Here is a 14555-nt window from a genome sequence, read left to right as displayed (position 1 = left end):
GGTCCGGCCGGTGGCCGGGGTTCAGCCCGTGGCCGGGCCGGACACCGTCACGGCGAGCACGGTGGCGCCGACGGCGGCGCACCCGGGGTGCCGCGCTTTTGTGCCGACCACCATCAGCAAGATCCCGATCGAGCCGGGGACTCCGTAGCGCCAGTCGATGTACTGCTCGAAGCAGTAGGCGATGAATGCGGAAAGTAGCAGGACAGGCATGGTCCCCTCCCTCGGGGTCGCGGTGCGGGGGTGGTGGTGGCGCTCTGCGGGGGAGGCGACGCTGCCTCGACCAGGTTGACCAACTGCCAACCATCTATAGCCAAGTTGTCCCCACTTGGTTGCGATCCATAAACAACTTACAAACAACTCCCCATAGATGGCCGTGAGTTGTAGCGTTGTGACGTGAGTCAGGAGAGCACCGCGATGAACGGCAGAAAGCGCTCGCACAGCGAAGTGGCCGACACTCTGCGCGAGCGGATCCGGAAGGGCGAGCTGAAGGCCGGCGATCACATGTCGACCCAGGCGCAGTTGGCCGAGGAGTTCTGTGTGGAGCGGGGGACGATCAGGCAGGCCCTGCGGATCCTGCACGAGGAGGGCCTGCTGACGGAGGCGAGACGGGGGGCGCCCGCGCGGGTGGCGGTGAACTCGCCGGTGGCGGCGGCGGGAGACACGGTGCACGCGGCGCCGCAGCCGACGCTGAGCGCGCTGGGGCCGAGGCTGACGGAGGCGTTCTCGGCGCAGGAGGTGCGGATCGACGCGGTCAGTCTCACGTCGGAGTCGCTGATGCTGGCGCTGGCCCAGCCCATCCAGCTGATCCACGAGAACCGGGTGAAACCGCGCAGCATCACCGTCCGGGTGCTCCTTCCGGCCAGGAACATCGAGCTGGCGTTCCCCCGGGGCCTGGACGAGGGCAAGAACGAAGCGAAGCTGGTGCACCAGCGCTGGCTGGACCAGCGCAACGCGCAGGGCCACGTCCTGCGCCACAACCTGAGTAACCTCCGCCGCTCGCACGGAATCGACGTCCGAGTGACGTTCCGAGCGCTTCCGTTCACCCCTCCCGTGAAGCTCTACGTCCTGAACGGCGCCGAGGCCCTCTTCGCGTACTACCAGGTCGCCAAGCGGGAGGAGGAGATCGAGAACACCAATCTGGAGATGTACGACGCCCTCGGATCGGAGTCGGTCCTCTTCGCGTTCGAGAGCAGGACCGGGCCACGTGACGAGATGTTCGTGAACCAGTCAGCACAATGGTTCGAGGCGCTCTGGAACACCATCACCTCGGACCTCACACTCTCCTAGTGGCATACGACGCGACTGACCTCGAACAGGTGGCATCCGTGCTGGAGCAAGCGGCGGGCCCGATCACGGAAGCCACCTGCATCCTCTTCGACTTCGACGGCCCCATCTGCGGCCTGTTCGCGGAACACCGGGCGCATGACATCGCGGACCGGCTGATCGCGTGGCTCGCCGACGAGCGGGGGCTGGAGGTGCCGCTGGAGGGCCGTGAGAGGCAGGACCCGCACGCGGTGCTCAGAACGGTGGGCGAGGCGCGTCACCCCGACCACGCGCTGACCGCGGAGCTGGAGCAGATCCTCACCGACGAGGAGTTGAGCGCGACGAGGACGGCCAGGCCGACCCCGTACGTCGACGACCTGATACGGGCCTGGTCGGCGCGCGGCGCCAAACTCGCCATAGCGACCAACAACTCACCTGCGGTCGCCGCCCGTTACCTCGCCGACCACGGCCTCGACCGCTGCTTCGCCGACCACATCTACGGCCGCACGTCCGACGTCCGCCTGCTCAAGCCCCACCCCGACTGCCTGGACCGCGCCCTGCGGGGGCTGGGTGCACGGCCGGCTCAGACGCTGATGATCGGGGACACGACGTCGGATCTGCTTGCCGCCCGGCGGGCGGGGGTGGCGTTCCTGGGCTACGCGCAGAACGAACGCCGGGTGCGGAGGCTGCTGCTGGCCGGCGCCGATACGGTCGTGGACTCCCTGGAGAAGGTGCTGGACCTGGTGACGGGGCCCGGCCGTCAGGCCTGAAGCATCAGCAGGACGAACACCAGCGCGCCGGCGGTGGTGCATTTCGTGTTGCGGGCTTTGACACCGACGACGAACAGCAGGAAGCAGAGTGCTCCCAGGAATCCGAACCGGGTCTGCATCAGCAGCTCCAGCCCGTTGGTGAACACCTCGCCCACCAGGATGCGTATGGCCATGAGACTCCCCCCTTCCGGCAACCGGTGTCCGTCCAATTGGACTGGTTGACTTGGATTGGTTGTCCCCGGACTGGTAGATCCCTTAACTGGACGGCTCCAACTGGCCAGTAGTGGACCGCAATTGGGCTGGAAGCGGTACGGTTGGCCTGTGGTGAAATCAGACGTCGGTGACAGCCGGGGCGGCCAGGCCCATCGGGTAGCCGCAGCGCTGCGCACCTCGCTGTCCGACGGAACGTACGCGGTGGGGTCCCCGTTTCCCGCGCAACGCGAGCTGGCGGACCGCTTCGAGGTCTCGCGGGACACCATCCAGCGGGTGATGCGCGAACTCGTCAGCGAGGGCTGGGTGAAGACCCGGCGCGGCAGCGGTACCCGAGTGGCCAAGGTCCAGCAGATTCACTCCACCGGGACGGAACTCCTCAAAGCGGTCGTGGACGAGGCTTTCCAGGCCGACGAGGTCACTCTGGATGTCTTCAGTCTCACCTCGGAGACGCTGAGCGACCACGTGGCCCAGCAGGTCAAACGCATCAAGGCGGGTGAGATCTCCCCCCGGAGAATCGCTGTGCGGGTGCTGCTCCCCCACCAAGACGTGGATCTGCCGTATCCACGCAAGAAGGGGGGCGTGGATCCGAGAGTCCAGGAACGGATGCGCGAGCTGGACGTACACGCCCAGATGATCAGCAGCACCCTGAACTCGCTCCACCGCGACCTGCTGGTCCCCGAAGTGGAGGTCGAGGTCAAGCGCGTCCGGCTGCCCCCGCACAACAAGTACTACATCCTCAACGGGCGGATCGCGCTGCAGGGCTTCTACGAGGTGACCGAGCGCCCGATCCGGGTGGGCAGCAAGGGCGGCAAGACCGAGACGGTGGACACCATTGACGTTCTGGGCCTACAGGCGGAGCTCTTCAAATACGAGAAGGACGACGCGGACAGTCACTCGCTGGGCACGATCTTCGTCAACACCGTCCAGAAGTGGTTCGACTCGGTATGGACGCACCTGAACGACTGACCTCGTATGTACGGCGCAGGACCGCCCAACTGTGCGGCTCCGTCCGCGGTTTGCCTCTGGTCGACGTCGTAGTCGCACTACGTACTGGTTACGAGTCGGACCGAGCCGCTACTAGGGTGACCCCTGATCTCGCCGCCGCACGCGCTCCAGGCGCGTACCCCCTCAGGAGCAGTTCGTGGGAGACCTCCCCGTGGCTGTGCTGTCCGTGCCCAAGCCACCCGCCACGGATGTGTACGACGCCTTCGTGGAGGAGGCGAAACGTACCGGCGAGATGACCCGGGGGTTCCACAACCGGAACTTCCGGGTGACCCTCACCAGAGCGATGGCGGAGCTGGTGGGCGAAGCGCCGGGCATGGCGGTGACGGTACGGGTACCCGTGCCCGGGGCGGTGCCGGTCGTGCTGCGGACCTGGCGGGACGAGTCGCAGATCCTGGAGGCACTGACCGGGGCGCTGCCCCACGCGCGGTGCCTGTTCAAGGGTGTGGGGTCGGCGATCCACAGTTATGTGGAAGGGGCCCCGCTCTCCACGATCTGCCCGCCGGGCAAGCCCCTGGACAGTCGACTGGTCGAGGCCATGGCGAGCCTGCTGGCCCGGATGACCGAGGTGCGCCGCAAGAGCCTGCCACCGCTGCCCGCCGACTGGCCCGGCAGCGGCCGGAGCCGGGCCTTCCTGCACCGGCTGGCGGTGCTCACCGACCGGAACGTACGGCTGGCCAACTGGACCGACTTCGGCGGTCTCTTCGTCGCACTGGGCATCGCGGAGAACGCGCTGCTGGAGTTCGCGGAGCGGGTGCCCGCGATGAGCCATCGCCCCTTCAGCCTGCTGCACACCGATCTGCACCGCGACAACGTGATCGTCACCTTCGACGGAGAGCCGCCACTGGTCTGCATCGACTGGGAACTGGCGACCTGGGGCGACCCGTTGCACGACCTGGCCACCCACCTGGTGCGCATGCACTACCCGGCGCATCAACTGGAGGATGCGGTCCAGGCCTGGTACCGCGCCATGCGCGCCACCAGACCTGATGCGGTACGGGGCCTGGACACCGACCTTCGTCACTACCTCGACTTCGAACGGGCGCAGTCCGTCTATCCGGACATCATGCGGGCGGCCCGCTCACTGGGAGAGGGCCCTGAGCCCGTTGGGATGCGCCATGCGGTCGAGTCGGTGTCCCGGGCATTGGAGGCGGCCCGCGTCCCGCTGCAGCTGGACAACCTCCCCGACCCGGAGGAGATCGAGCGCATCCTGCACCGGCGGCACGCCGCCCGGTTCGGCGGAAGCCCCTGGATGCCACTGGTGGGGGCCTGGTGGAGCCAGGTCGACGAGGCCACCTTTCCGCACCGGGCGGTGACCGAGGCGCTGGTCGGTGAGGGGACGGCGCCTTCCAAGTGCGTGTTCAAGGGCACCGGCCACCTCAGCACCGTGGTGTACGCGCGGAGCGCGGAGCGAGCCGTGGTGGTCCGTCGCAAGCTGCGCTCGGACACCCGCAGGGAGCCGACCTTCCTGGAGGAGGACCAGGTGCTGCGGGCCCTGGAGGGCACGTCGGTGAGGGCTCCCCGGCTGCTCGCCCTGGGCGAGAGCGGCCGCCAGGACCCGTTCGTCGTCCACTCCTACGAGGGGCCGACCGACGGACCACCGTCGCATCCGGTGGACGGCCTGCTCCCGCAGGAGGCGGACGCGCTGGTCGACCAGCTCGGCGCGGTGGCCGGCCTGGACGCGCGTGAGCTCGACCCCACGGTGAGCCCGGGGGGCTTCTACCAGTGGCTCAGCGCCTGGCTCGTGGTGATGGTCGACGGCCTGCCCAAGGAGTCGCGGGAACTGGCGGTGGTACTGGGCCTTCCCGATGCCTGCCGGCTGAAGGAGATCCTGGACGACCGTACGGTCACCCCCCGGCACCCGGTGCTGCTGCACGGCGACCTCAACCCCTGGAACCTGGTACGCAGCGGCTCCTCCGGCGAACTCACCCTGATCGACTGGGAGATGGCCATGGTGGGCGACCCGCTCTACGACCTCGTACGGCACTTCCACCTGACCCCGACCAAGGCCGAGATCCGGCGTCGGATGCTGCGGCGCTGGGAGCGCGTGCTGGGTGCCAGGGGGGAGGAGTACGTGGAGGGCTGGAGCGACGACGTGGACACCTACCGCTGGATCGAGCTGGTGCGCTCCGCCTATATCGACCTCGACCGGCTGGTCACCGGCGCGAGCCTGGACGCGCCGAACGTGGGCCGGGCCGTCGACTCGTACCCGATGACACTGCAGGCCGCCAAGGACTCCCTCGGGATGCGCGGCATGCTGCGCAACCCCTACCTGCTGCTGGCGCTGTCCAGGGAGCGGGAACGGGGGCGGGGCCGTCTGCGCACAGGCCCACACCTCAACCAGTGGCCGGTGAAAGCGGGTTGACCTCGTGCCCCCCACCCTTCAGATGTGCAGTTCCGGCGGCACACCCGTCCAGCGGATCTCCGGTGGCAGGTGCCCGGTGTCGTTGAAGAGGAGGACCGTGTCGGGGCGGCCGGGGGCGTAACGGATCACCGTGAGCGCGGCGTTGGCGAAGTTGATGCCGAGCCAGCGCCAGGCCGGGGCGTCGTGGGCGGCGCGCATGATCTGCCCGGCGAGGAAGTTGTGGGTGACGAGGAGTTCGTGGCGGGGCTGGATGCCCTGGACCGGCCCCGTGTACAAGTCGAGTGCCTGCGCGGCGAGTTCGGGGCCGCGCTCGCGTTCCTCGGGTGGGAACTGGGCGACGAATTCCAGGTAGCGGCCGGCGTCGATGCCCTCGGGGAAGTCCGCGCGCTTCGGCTCGTACGGTACGTAGTCCCCGGCGGGCTCGGCCACCTGCGGCTTCACGCCGTCCGGGAGTTGCTCGCCCATGCCTTCCGCGATGAGCCGTGCGGTCTCGGCCGCCCGGGGGAGCGGCCCGTGGTGGATGGCCGAGAGGGGGATGCCGCGCAGCCGCTGCCCGAGCAGGGCGGCCTGACGGCGGCCGGTCTCGCTGAGGCCGGTCTCGTCGGGGGTGGCCTCGGCGTGCCGGACCAGGTAGAGGTGGCGGGGCTGGAGCGTGGCGGGTGTGTCCATGGCGGGACGGTAGCCGACGGGAGGGGCGGGTGGGGGGTGAGGGGCTGGAGTGGTGGACGGCAGGACCCGTTGTCAGACCCTCCGGATAGATTCCCCGGCATTCGGTACGTGGATCTTCGGCGTGCCGTCGGCACAGCATCAGCAAGGGGTACGTCATGCAGTCGTCGCACCACTCCGCGGGCCTGGACGGGCCCGCGCTCGAAGCCGGCTGGCGCAAGCTCGGGGTCACCGGGGGCATGACGCTGCTCGTGCACTCGTCACTGTCCAGCCTGGGTTACGTCGACGGGGGCGCGGCCACTGTCGTCGACAGCCTCCGCGCGGTGCTCGGACCGGAGGGGACGCTGGTCGTGCCCACCTTCACCACGGATGTCGTCGCCGACCCCGAGCCGGGTCAGGTCGGCGTACCCGACCCCGAGTTGAGACGGAGGCGGGACGCGGTGCCGGTCTTCGGGCCGGAGCTGCCGTCCGGGATGGGGGCGATAGCGGAGGAGGTGCGGACCCGGACCGGTGCCCTGCGCAGTACGCATCCACAGACGTCCGTCGCGGCGCTCGGGGCGCGGGCCCAGGAGGTGGTGGCGCGGCAGGCGCTGGGGTTCTCGGTCGGGGTGGACTCGCCGTTCGGGGCGCTGCACGAGCTCGGGGCGTACGTCCTGCTGCTCGGCGTGGGCCATCACCGCAACACCTTCCTGCACTACGCGGAGGGCTTGACCGCGCGCCCGCGACTGAAGGTCCGGCGCTTCCCGATGGTGCTGCCCACCGGACAGCGAGACGCCGACGGACAGCGAGACGCCGACGGACAGCGAGACGCCGACGGACAGCGAGACGCCGACGGACAGCAGGACGCCGAGCGCGTCTGGGTGGAGGCGCTCGACGTCGGTGACGACAACGGGAGGTTCTTCCCGCAGGTGGGCGCCGAGTTCGAGGACGGGGCCGGTACGGCGGAGGTGCGGGTCGGGGAGGCCGCGTGCCGGTTGCTTCCGGTGCGTCCGCTGGTCGCGTTCGCCGCCGGTCGGCTGGGTGAGCTGCTGGCGGAGGTCGATAATTGACCCTTCAAACCTACCGTTAAGTGCACCCCTTCACGGGTCTATCCACTCCCTAGAGTTATTCTCACAAGGCAACGACGAGGGCCGCGAAACGGCCCGCCACCTGGGAGTTACTCATGAATGCCACCACCCCCCGCGCCCTTCTCACCCGCGCCGCCACCGCCGAGACCACCAGTGACCCCAGCAGCGTGATGACCCTGCTCGCCGACTGCGGCACCGACGGCGCGACGGTCACCAGCTACCGCTCCACCTTCGCGGCCGGCGCTGTCGGTGCCCCCGCGCACTTCCACACCCGTGCCTCCGAGCTGTTCTTCGTCATCGACGGCGCTCTCCAGGTCCTCATCGGCGACGAGATCCAGACCCTGCACAAGGGCGACTTCCTCGAAGTGCCGCCGCACACCCCGCACGCCTTCGCGGCCGCCCCCGGCTGCACGGCCGACGTCCTCTTCGTCTTCACCCCGGGCATGCCCCGCTTCGACTACCTCCGGCTGCTCGGCCGGGTGGTGCGCGGCGAGGCGGACCCGCAGGAGATCAAGGCCTCCTCCGAGCTGTACGACAACCACTACGTCGACAGCCCGGTGTGGCGCGAGGCCCTGGCAACCGCGCGCTGACACACGGTGGTGGGCAGGGCCCCCGCGAAGAAGGGAATGATCACTGCTTGCGCGGCTGGGTGAACCTGATCATGTTGCCCGCCGGGTCCCGGAAGGCGCAGTCCCGCACGCCGTAGTGCTGGTCCATCGGCTCCTGGAGGACGTCGCCGCCCGCCGCGCGGATCCGCTCGAAGGCCGCGTCCACGTCGTCGGTACGGAAGATCACGCCGCGGAGCATGCCCTTGGCCATCAGCTCGGAGACGGCCTTGCGGTCGGCCTCGGAGGCATTGGGGTCGGCCAGCGGCGGTTCGAGGACGACCTCGACGTCGGGCTGGGACGGGGACCCGAGGGTCAGCCAGCGCATCCCCTCGTAACCGACGTCATTGCGCACTTCGAGGCCGAGTGCGTCGCGGTAGAAGCCGAGTGCCTTCTCGGGGTCGTCGACCGCGATGAAGCACTGCGCGAGGGTGAGGGTGGAGCTGTCGGAGTGGGTGGTGCTGTCCGGGTTCGTGCCGTTGTTTTCCATGTGCTCCACGCTAGGAGCCGGCGCTCTTCTTCGCTTCTCCGTTCCTGACCGGCCTGGTGTGGATCTTGGCGATACAGGCCGGGATCGCCGCGCTCTCCCCGTGGTCCCGGGCCCGGTACGCGCTCGGGCTCTCACCGACCAATTCGGTGAACCGGCTGCTGAACGACCCCAGCGAGGTGGCTCCGACCGTCATGCAGACATCCGTCACGGACATCTCCCCGAGCCGCAGCAGCGCCTTGGCGCGCTCGATCCGCCGGGTCATGAGGTAGCTGTACGGGGTCTCGCCGAACGCGGCGCGGAAGCTGCGCTGGAAGTGCCCCACGGACATCAGGGCGTCCTGCGCCAGCGCGGGCACATCCAGCGGTTGGGCGTAATCCCGGTCCATCCGGTCGCGTGCGCGCCGGAGCCGGACGAGGTCTTCCAGGGGTACGGGGGCCACGCAGACGAACGTAACAGCGTGCCCCCGCCCGCGGCAGCCCAACGCCGTCACTCGGCGGACGCGGTCGCCGCCGCCTCCCAGACGAAGCCGTCCAGGTCGCTGAAGCCCTCGTCGCCCATGGCGAGCACGATCCGGTGCGACCCGCTGCCCTCCGGCGACACCCCCACTTCCTTCGCCAGGGCCTTGTGCCGGTACAGCGCCAGCTTGAGGTGCCCGGGGGCGCCCTCGAAGTCGACGTACCTGCTGCCGAAGCTCTTGCCCACGGTCAGGCCCCGCTCGACGTAGAACTTCTTGGTTGCGGCCACGTCCGCGACGCCGATCAGCAGGACCATCTCGTCGATGTGCCGGGTGGCGGGGCCGGTGTTCTTCTTGGCGGAGGTGGCGATCTTCCAGATGGTGCCTTCGGGGGCGCGGAGGACTCCGCCGTACCCCCAGAGGCCCTTGACCGCGGGCTTGAGGACGGTGGCGCCGGCTTCGACGGCGGAGGCGAACAGGCTGTCCACGTCGGCCGGTTGGGCCACCGTGAGGGCGAGGGAGAAGCCCCGGAAGCCGGTGCTGGGTGCCTGGGCGGCACGCACTCGGATCTGCTGGGAGTCGAGGCCGAAGGCGGTGGCGTAGAAGCTTTCGGCGGCGGCGGTGTCGGTCGCTTCGATGATGACTGCGTCGATGAGGTTCATGCCGAGAAAGTTAGGCCGGGGCCGGTGGCCGGTGCTTCTCCGAAAATGACCGGTCGTACGGCGCGCAACCGCTCCCTCACCTCATCAGGATTCGAGAAGCGCGGCCCCGCCCCCCGGCCTAGCCTGACCGGCATGGACATCACCATTCACACGAGCGCGCTGCCGCACGACGACCCGGACGCGTCCGTCGCCTTCTTCCGGGACGCCCTCGGGTTCGAGGTCCGCAGCGACGTCGGCCAGGGCAAGATGCGCTGGATCACGGTCGGGCCCGTCGGACAGCCCGGCACCCAGATCCTGCTCGCGCCGCCCGGCGCCGACCCCGGCATCAACGACGCGGAACGCCGCACCATCACCGAGATGATGGCCAAGGGCACGTACGGCTGGATCCTGCTCGCCAGCACCGACCTGGACGCCGCCTTCGCGAAGGTGCAGGCGGCGGGCGCGGAGGTCGTGCAGGAGCCGACGGAGCAGCCGTACGGCATCCGGGACTGCGCCTTCCGGGACCCGGCCGGAAACCTGATCCGCATTCAGGAGGTCTCCTGACAGCGGCAGTTGACCCTCCCCGGGTCCTGCCCAGCCCCGTCGGTCCACTTTCGAGTTCTTACGTCACCGGTCAGGAGCCCGACTTCATGTGCAATCCCGCCTGGGCGCTCGCCCGCATCGCCGCGCAGCGCCTGCACGCTCTCGTACGGCTGCGAAGGGTCCGCGACCGGCTCGAACGGGAGCTGGCGCGTCCGCTGGACGTCCTCGCCCTCGCCCGCGACGCGGGCATGACGCCCGGGGAGCTGGGCCGTGACTTCCTGCGGGAGTACGGCGAGAGCCCCTACACCTATGTGCGGCGGCGCCGTACCGAACAAGCCCTGCTCAGAGTGCCCGCACCATCGTCCGCTGGTGCACTTTCCGGCCTTCGTACCTGAGGCCGGGCACCAGCGGGGCCGCTCCGTGCTCGGTGAACCCCATGCGCGCGAAGAAACGGACCGCGCGGGGGTTCTCGACCAGGGTCTGAAGGTGGCAGCCGGGGGAGCCGGCCGCCCTGAGGTGGTCGAGCCACCGGTTCATCAGGGCGTCGGCGGCCCCGGTGCCGCGCGCCTCGGGCGCCACGTTGATGTGCAGATGGGCGGGCCAGCGGCCGTCATGGAACTCGCCCGCGGTGGGCCTGCGGCGCAGCGCGGAGGCCGCGCTGTCGAACATCGCGCGGGCGAAGAAGGCGCGGGCCACCGGGCGGCGCATCAGCCGGTGCTTGCGGATGGCCGCGTCGATCAGCTCGCTCTCGCCGGGGAGTTTCGTGCCGTCGGGGCAGCCGGTGAGGTACCCGACCAGTGCCCCGTCCCGCACGGCGAGAAAGAGGGTGTCGGGCGCCAGGTCCATGTACGGGTCGAGGTAGATGGACTGTTCCGACTCCGGGTGGCCCCACAGCGAGGCGGTGGGGGAGCCCTCCCCGGCCCGGACCGACAGCGCGCGCAGCTCCGCACGGTCGGACTCCGCGAAGCTACGGACCTCCATCACACTCACCACATCCCTGTAGACCGTCATCCCCGTCGGGCGTCATCCCCGTAGACGCCATCCCCGTCGTGCGTCATTCCCGTCGGGCGGCGCCGAATGCGCGCAGTGTGTCACGGACGCCGTAAGGAATGCCTCAACTCACCTCTGCCAAAGGCGAGTTGCCTCGTGCGGGGAAGGGTGAGGCGTGCGTCTGCCGGTACCTCCGGCCTTCCGTCAGGGCTGTGTGCGCTGGAACACTTTTGCAAGCAGGCGCTTGCAAAAGTTAGCAAGAGGGGTGCACCATCGGGGGCATGGCATCACTGAACGTTGGCAACCTCGGGGAGTACCTGCGCGAGCAGCGGCGCAATGCGCAGCTCTCGTTGCGGCAGCTCGCCGAAGCGGCCGGGGTGTCCAATCCGTACCTCAGTCAGATCGAACGCGGGCTGCGCAAGCCGAGCGCCGACATCCTGCAGCAGCTCGCGAAGGCGCTGCGGATCTCGGCGGAGACGCTGTATGTGCAGGCCGGAATCCTTGACGAGAAGGACCGGGACGAGCTGGAGACGCCCGCCGTCATCCTGGCCGACCCCTCGATCAACGAGCGGCAGAAGCAGGTGCTGCTCCAGATCTACGAGTCCTTCCGCAAGGAGAACGCCGCGGAAGCGGCGGAGACGACGGCCGCCGCGGGGGACGCGGCGGGCGGCGAGGGCGTGCAGGACAACGACGTAGACGTAACGGATACCGGGGAAGCTTCCGGGGCCGATGGCGGCCCGGGCAGTGGTGCCACCCCACCCTCACACTGATGCGATCCGGGAGGACCACAGTTATGGCCATCAGCGATGACCTGCGCAAGACCCTCGCCGACCCGACCCCCCTCTACTTCTTCGCCGGTACGGCCGATCTCGCCGTGCAGCAGGCCAAGAAGCTTGCCGACGAGGCGCCGGAGCGCTTCGAGAAGGTCCGGCAGACCGACCCCAAGGCCGTGCAGGAGAAGGTGACTTCGCAGGCCAAGGAGGCGCAGGCCACCCTTCAGGCGAAGTTCACCGAGGCGGTCGGATCCTTCGACACGGATCTGAAGAAGTGGGGCGAGACCGCCCAGGATCTGGCTCTGCGTGGAGTGGGCGTGGCCGCCGAGTACGCGGTCAAGGCCCGGGAGACGTACGAGAAGGTCGCCGAGCACGGCGAGCAAGCCGTGAAGCAGTGGCGCGGCGAGGCCGCCGAGGAGATCAACGAGATCGCGGTGGCGGTCGAGCCTGACCCGGAGCCGAAGGCCGACGCGCCTGACCCGGAGCCGAAGGCCGACGCGCCTGGTGCCACTCAGGCCGAGGCTGCTCCGGCGGAGAAGAAGCCGGCGCGCAAGCCCGCGGCGAAGAAGACGGCTGCGGCGGCCGACGAGAAGTAGAAGTAGCGGTACAGGTGGAAGAAGTCGGAGTGGAGTAGGCGTTGCTCGGGCGCGGTGAGTGCCTGGAATCGCCCGTACGGTCCGATGCGACGGGCCGGTCGCCGTAAAGGCGTCCGGTCCGTCGTTTCGGTACCTTGGGCGAGGCGGTCGGTAGGCGGTCAACCCTGATGAGGCGGTGCTCGGAATGTTGCGTTCGGGATTCGATAGCTTGCTGGTGGTCGTGGTCGGCCTGGTGTTCATCGTGACGGCGGTGGCCGCGCTGATCCTTGCCGCGACCGCGCGTGCGGACGCCTATCGGGCCGCCGACAAGCAGTCGAAGAACTTCTGGCTGATCATTCTCGGCATCACGGTCGTGGTGAACCTGGTGGTGCCGATGCTGTTCCTGCAGATCGCGGGTCTGGTCGCCTCGATCGTCTTCCTGGTGGACGTGCGGCCCGCGCTGCGGCAGGTCTCCGGCGGCGGCGGACGCCGTGGGGGCAGCAGCAGCGACGGACCGTACGGGCCCTACAACGGCGGGCGCTGAGCCGTAGCCGCGGGCGCGGCCGCAGGTGCGGTCGCAGGTGCAGGCGTTACCGGGGGCGGCGTTCGGCCGTAGCCGTCATGCCGTTACGTCGGCCCGTTACGTCGGCGGGCGCTGAGTCGGGATGGTCGGTCGTGAGCCCTTGCGGCGGGAGGCGGCGGGGCTGTAGCCGACAGCCCTGTTGCCCGCGGTCCCGTTGCCGGCAGCCGCCTTGCCGGCAGTCCCCTTGCGCGCGGTGCTTCCGCCCGGCCGGTCCCTGTCGCGGTCGAGGAGCAGGACGGCCACGTCGTCCGTCAGCTCGCCGCCGTTGAGTTCGCGGACCCGGGTGACGGCGGCGTCCAGCAGATCCTCGCCGCGCAGGCCCTCGTCCAGTTGACGGTTGATCATGGCGACCATTCCGTCCTGGCCGAGCCGGCCGGTCTCGCTGCCCTCGACACGGCCCTCGATCAGGCCGTCGGTGTACATCAACAAGCTCCAGGTGCCGCCCAGTTCGACCTGCTGGCGCGGCCAGCGGGCGCGGGGGAGCAGGCCGAGCGCCGGGCCGCCGTCGTCGAACGGCATCAGCTGTGCCGGGCGGCCCTGCCTGGCGATCAGCGGGGCGGGGTGGCCTGCCAGGCAGAGTCCGGCCCGGCGGCCGTCGGGGGCGATGTCGACGGTGCAGAGGGTCGCGAAGATCTCCTCGCTCTCCCGCTCGTGCTCCAGGACGCGCTGGAGAGTGGAGAGGAGTTCGTCGCCGCACAGCCCGGCGAAGGTCAATGCCCGCCAGGCGATGCGCAGTTGAACGCCGAGTGCGGCTTCGTCGGGGCCGTGGCCGCAGACGTCGCCGATCATCGCGTGGACGGTGCCGTCCGGGGTGCGGACGGTGTCGTAGAAGTCGCCGCCGAGCAGGGCGCGGGAACGTCCGGGACGGTAGCGGGTGGCGAACCGCAGGTCCGATCCTTCGAGGAGCGGGGTCGGCAGCAGGCCGCGCTCCAGCCGGGCGTTCTCCTGGGCGTGCAGGCGCGACTCGGCCAGCTTGTAGGAGGCGGTGTCGGCGCGCTTGCGCTCCACCGCGTACCGGATGGCACGGCTCAGCAGCCGGCCGTCCAGCTCGTCGCGGAAGAGGTAGTCCTGCGCTCCGGCCCGCACCGCGGCCGCCGCCTGCTCCGCCCGGTCCGGCGGGGTCAGCGCCAGCACGGCGTGGTCGGGTGCCATCCGCAGTACGTCGCCGAGCGCGCCCAGCGCGGGTCCCTCGCCCGCGGCGGCGCTCTCGGCGTCCTCCTGGCAGCCGGGGCAGCTGCCGCAGCCCGGCAGGTCCAGGTCCAGCAGGATGCAGTGCACGTCATCCGTGAGCAGCCGCCCGGCCTCGGTGAGGTTGCGGGCGGTGCGGATGCGCACCTTGGTGCCGTCGGTCGCGGCGAGCAGGTCGGACACGGCGAAGGCGTCCGCCGGGTCGTGCTCGATCACCAGCAGCGTGAGGTCGGTCGGCTGATGGTGGGGCTGCTGCACCTGGTCGTGGAAAGTGTCGTGAAAGTCGTCGTGCGGGCCGGCCTGACCGCTTTCCACGGCAGGCACTGCTTTTTGCCGCGGTACGGGTACGGGCATCGGTTTGTTCCTT

The 14555-nt window shown here is 69.6% G+C and carries 19 protein-coding genes; 11 read left to right on the top strand and 8 right to left on the bottom strand.

Features of this window, described 5'->3' with window-relative positions; all coding sequences use genetic code 11:
* Positions 1-21 precede the first annotated feature (21 nt).
* The gene (locus ACIA73_RS27555; protein ID WP_399441432.1) at positions 22-210 is read right to left on the bottom strand and encodes a hypothetical protein; all 189 of its coding nucleotides are present in this window, start codon (positions 208-210) and stop codon (positions 22-24) included.
* Positions 211-414: 204 nt separating this feature from the next.
* On the opposite strand from ACIA73_RS27555, the gene ACIA73_RS27550 reads away from it, so the two are divergent.
* Positions 415-1287, top strand: coding sequence for a winged helix-turn-helix domain-containing protein (locus ACIA73_RS27550; RefSeq protein ID WP_399441506.1), 873 nt, complete (start codon positions 415-417; stop codon positions 1285-1287).
* Positions 1287-2033: an HAD family hydrolase gene (locus tag ACIA73_RS27545; RefSeq protein WP_399441431.1), complete on the top strand. Its 747-nt coding sequence runs from the start codon at positions 1287-1289 to the stop codon at positions 2031-2033. Before ACIA73_RS27550 ends, ACIA73_RS27545 begins: the two co-directional genes overlap by 1 nt.
* Here ACIA73_RS27545 and ACIA73_RS27540 read toward each other — a convergent pair.
* Entirely contained in the window at positions 2024-2206 is a 183-nt protein-coding gene (locus tag ACIA73_RS27540; protein WP_399441430.1) for a hypothetical protein, read from the bottom strand. The two genes, ACIA73_RS27545 and ACIA73_RS27540, sit on opposite strands and share 10 nt — an antisense overlap.
* Positions 2207-2354: 148 nt before the next feature.
* On the opposite strand from ACIA73_RS27540, the gene ACIA73_RS27535 reads away from it, so the two are divergent.
* Both ACIA73_RS27535 and ACIA73_RS27530 read left to right on the top strand, forming a co-directional pair.
* Positions 2355-3212, top strand: a complete 858-nt coding sequence (locus ACIA73_RS27535; protein ID WP_399441429.1) for a winged helix-turn-helix domain-containing protein — start codon at positions 2355-2357, stop codon at positions 3210-3212.
* 175 nt (positions 3213-3387) lie between these two features.
* Positions 3388-5613, top strand: coding sequence for a phosphotransferase (locus ACIA73_RS27530; protein ID WP_399441427.1), 2226 nt, complete (start codon positions 3388-3390; stop codon positions 5611-5613).
* 18 nt (positions 5614-5631) lie between these two features.
* Here the strand turns inward: ACIA73_RS27530 and ACIA73_RS27525 are convergent, their stop codons facing one another.
* Positions 5632-6282 (bottom strand): histidine phosphatase family protein, encoded by a 651-nt coding sequence (locus ACIA73_RS27525; RefSeq protein ID WP_399441426.1) that lies wholly within the window; start codon positions 6280-6282, stop codon positions 5632-5634.
* A gap of 155 nt (positions 6283-6437) precedes the next feature.
* Between ACIA73_RS27525 and ACIA73_RS27520 the strand changes: the two genes are divergently transcribed.
* Together ACIA73_RS27520 and ACIA73_RS27515 are read left to right on the top strand one after the other, a co-directional pair.
* Positions 6438-7328: an AAC(3) family N-acetyltransferase gene (locus ACIA73_RS27520; RefSeq protein WP_399441425.1), complete on the top strand. Its 891-nt coding sequence runs from the start codon at positions 6438-6440 to the stop codon at positions 7326-7328.
* Between the two features lie 113 nt (positions 7329-7441).
* Positions 7442-7936: a cupin domain-containing protein gene (locus tag ACIA73_RS27515; RefSeq protein WP_399441424.1), complete on the top strand. Its 495-nt coding sequence runs from the start codon at positions 7442-7444 to the stop codon at positions 7934-7936.
* A gap of 40 nt (positions 7937-7976) precedes the next feature.
* Here the strand turns inward: ACIA73_RS27515 and ACIA73_RS27510 are convergent, their stop codons facing one another.
* The 3 genes from ACIA73_RS27510 to ACIA73_RS27500 form a co-directional block, all read right to left on the bottom strand.
* Positions 7977-8441 carry a VOC family protein gene (locus ACIA73_RS27510; protein ID WP_399441423.1) on the bottom strand — a complete coding sequence of 155 codons (465 nt, stop codon included), beginning with the start codon at positions 8439-8441 and terminating at the stop codon, positions 7977-7979.
* A 10-nt stretch (positions 8442-8451) separates the two neighbouring features.
* On the bottom strand, positions 8452-8826 hold the full coding sequence (locus ACIA73_RS27505; RefSeq protein WP_399441505.1) for a helix-turn-helix transcriptional regulator: 375 nt from the start codon (positions 8824-8826) through the stop codon (positions 8452-8454).
* A gap of 101 nt (positions 8827-8927) precedes the next feature.
* On the bottom strand, positions 8928-9557 hold the full coding sequence (locus ACIA73_RS27500) for a glyoxalase (RefSeq protein WP_399441422.1): 630 nt from the start codon (positions 9555-9557) through the stop codon (positions 8928-8930).
* A 132-nt stretch (positions 9558-9689) separates the two neighbouring features.
* Between ACIA73_RS27500 and ACIA73_RS27495 the strand changes: the two genes are divergently transcribed.
* Both ACIA73_RS27495 and ACIA73_RS27490 read left to right on the top strand, forming a co-directional pair.
* The gene (locus ACIA73_RS27495) at positions 9690-10100 is read left to right on the top strand and encodes a VOC family protein (RefSeq protein WP_399441421.1); all 411 of its coding nucleotides are present in this window, start codon (positions 9690-9692) and stop codon (positions 10098-10100) included.
* A gap of 86 nt (positions 10101-10186) precedes the next feature.
* Entirely contained in the window at positions 10187-10474 is a 288-nt protein-coding gene (locus ACIA73_RS27490) for a hypothetical protein (RefSeq protein ID WP_399441420.1), read from the top strand.
* Here ACIA73_RS27490 and ACIA73_RS27485 read toward each other — a convergent pair.
* Positions 10422-11090 (bottom strand): GNAT family N-acetyltransferase, encoded by a 669-nt coding sequence (locus ACIA73_RS27485; protein WP_399441419.1) that lies wholly within the window; start codon positions 11088-11090, stop codon positions 10422-10424. The two genes, ACIA73_RS27490 and ACIA73_RS27485, sit on opposite strands and share 53 nt — an antisense overlap.
* A 260-nt stretch (positions 11091-11350) precedes the next feature.
* Here ACIA73_RS27485 and ACIA73_RS27480 point away from each other — a divergent pair, with 260 nt between their 5' ends.
* The 3 genes from ACIA73_RS27480 (at position 11351) to ACIA73_RS27470 (ending at position 12961) form a co-directional block, all read left to right on the top strand.
* Positions 11351-11839, top strand: coding sequence for a helix-turn-helix domain-containing protein (locus tag ACIA73_RS27480; RefSeq protein ID WP_399441418.1), 489 nt, complete (start codon positions 11351-11353; stop codon positions 11837-11839).
* A 23-nt stretch (positions 11840-11862) separates the two neighbouring features.
* Positions 11863-12438, top strand: coding sequence for a hypothetical protein (locus ACIA73_RS27475; RefSeq protein ID WP_399441417.1), 576 nt, complete (start codon positions 11863-11865; stop codon positions 12436-12438).
* A 184-nt stretch (positions 12439-12622) separates the two neighbouring features.
* A complete protein-coding gene (locus tag ACIA73_RS27470) occupies positions 12623-12961 on the top strand; it encodes a DUF2516 family protein (RefSeq protein ID WP_399441416.1) in 339 nt (112 codons plus the stop codon).
* A 96-nt stretch (positions 12962-13057) separates the two neighbouring features.
* Here the strand turns inward: ACIA73_RS27470 and ACIA73_RS27465 are convergent, their stop codons facing one another.
* Complete coding sequence (locus tag ACIA73_RS27465; RefSeq protein WP_399441415.1) at positions 13058-14542, bottom strand: SpoIIE family protein phosphatase; 1485 nt, start codon at positions 14540-14542, stop codon at positions 13058-13060.
* Positions 14543-14555 lie beyond the last annotated feature (13 nt).

Origin of the sequence: Streptomyces sp. NPDC051561, assembly GCF_044454195.1 — a bacterium.
Taxonomy (GTDB): Bacteria; Actinomycetota; Actinomycetes; order Streptomycetales; family Streptomycetaceae; genus Streptomyces.
The sequence above is the reverse complement of the archived record's forward strand: the minus strand, read 5'-3'. Positions and strand labels throughout refer to the sequence as shown.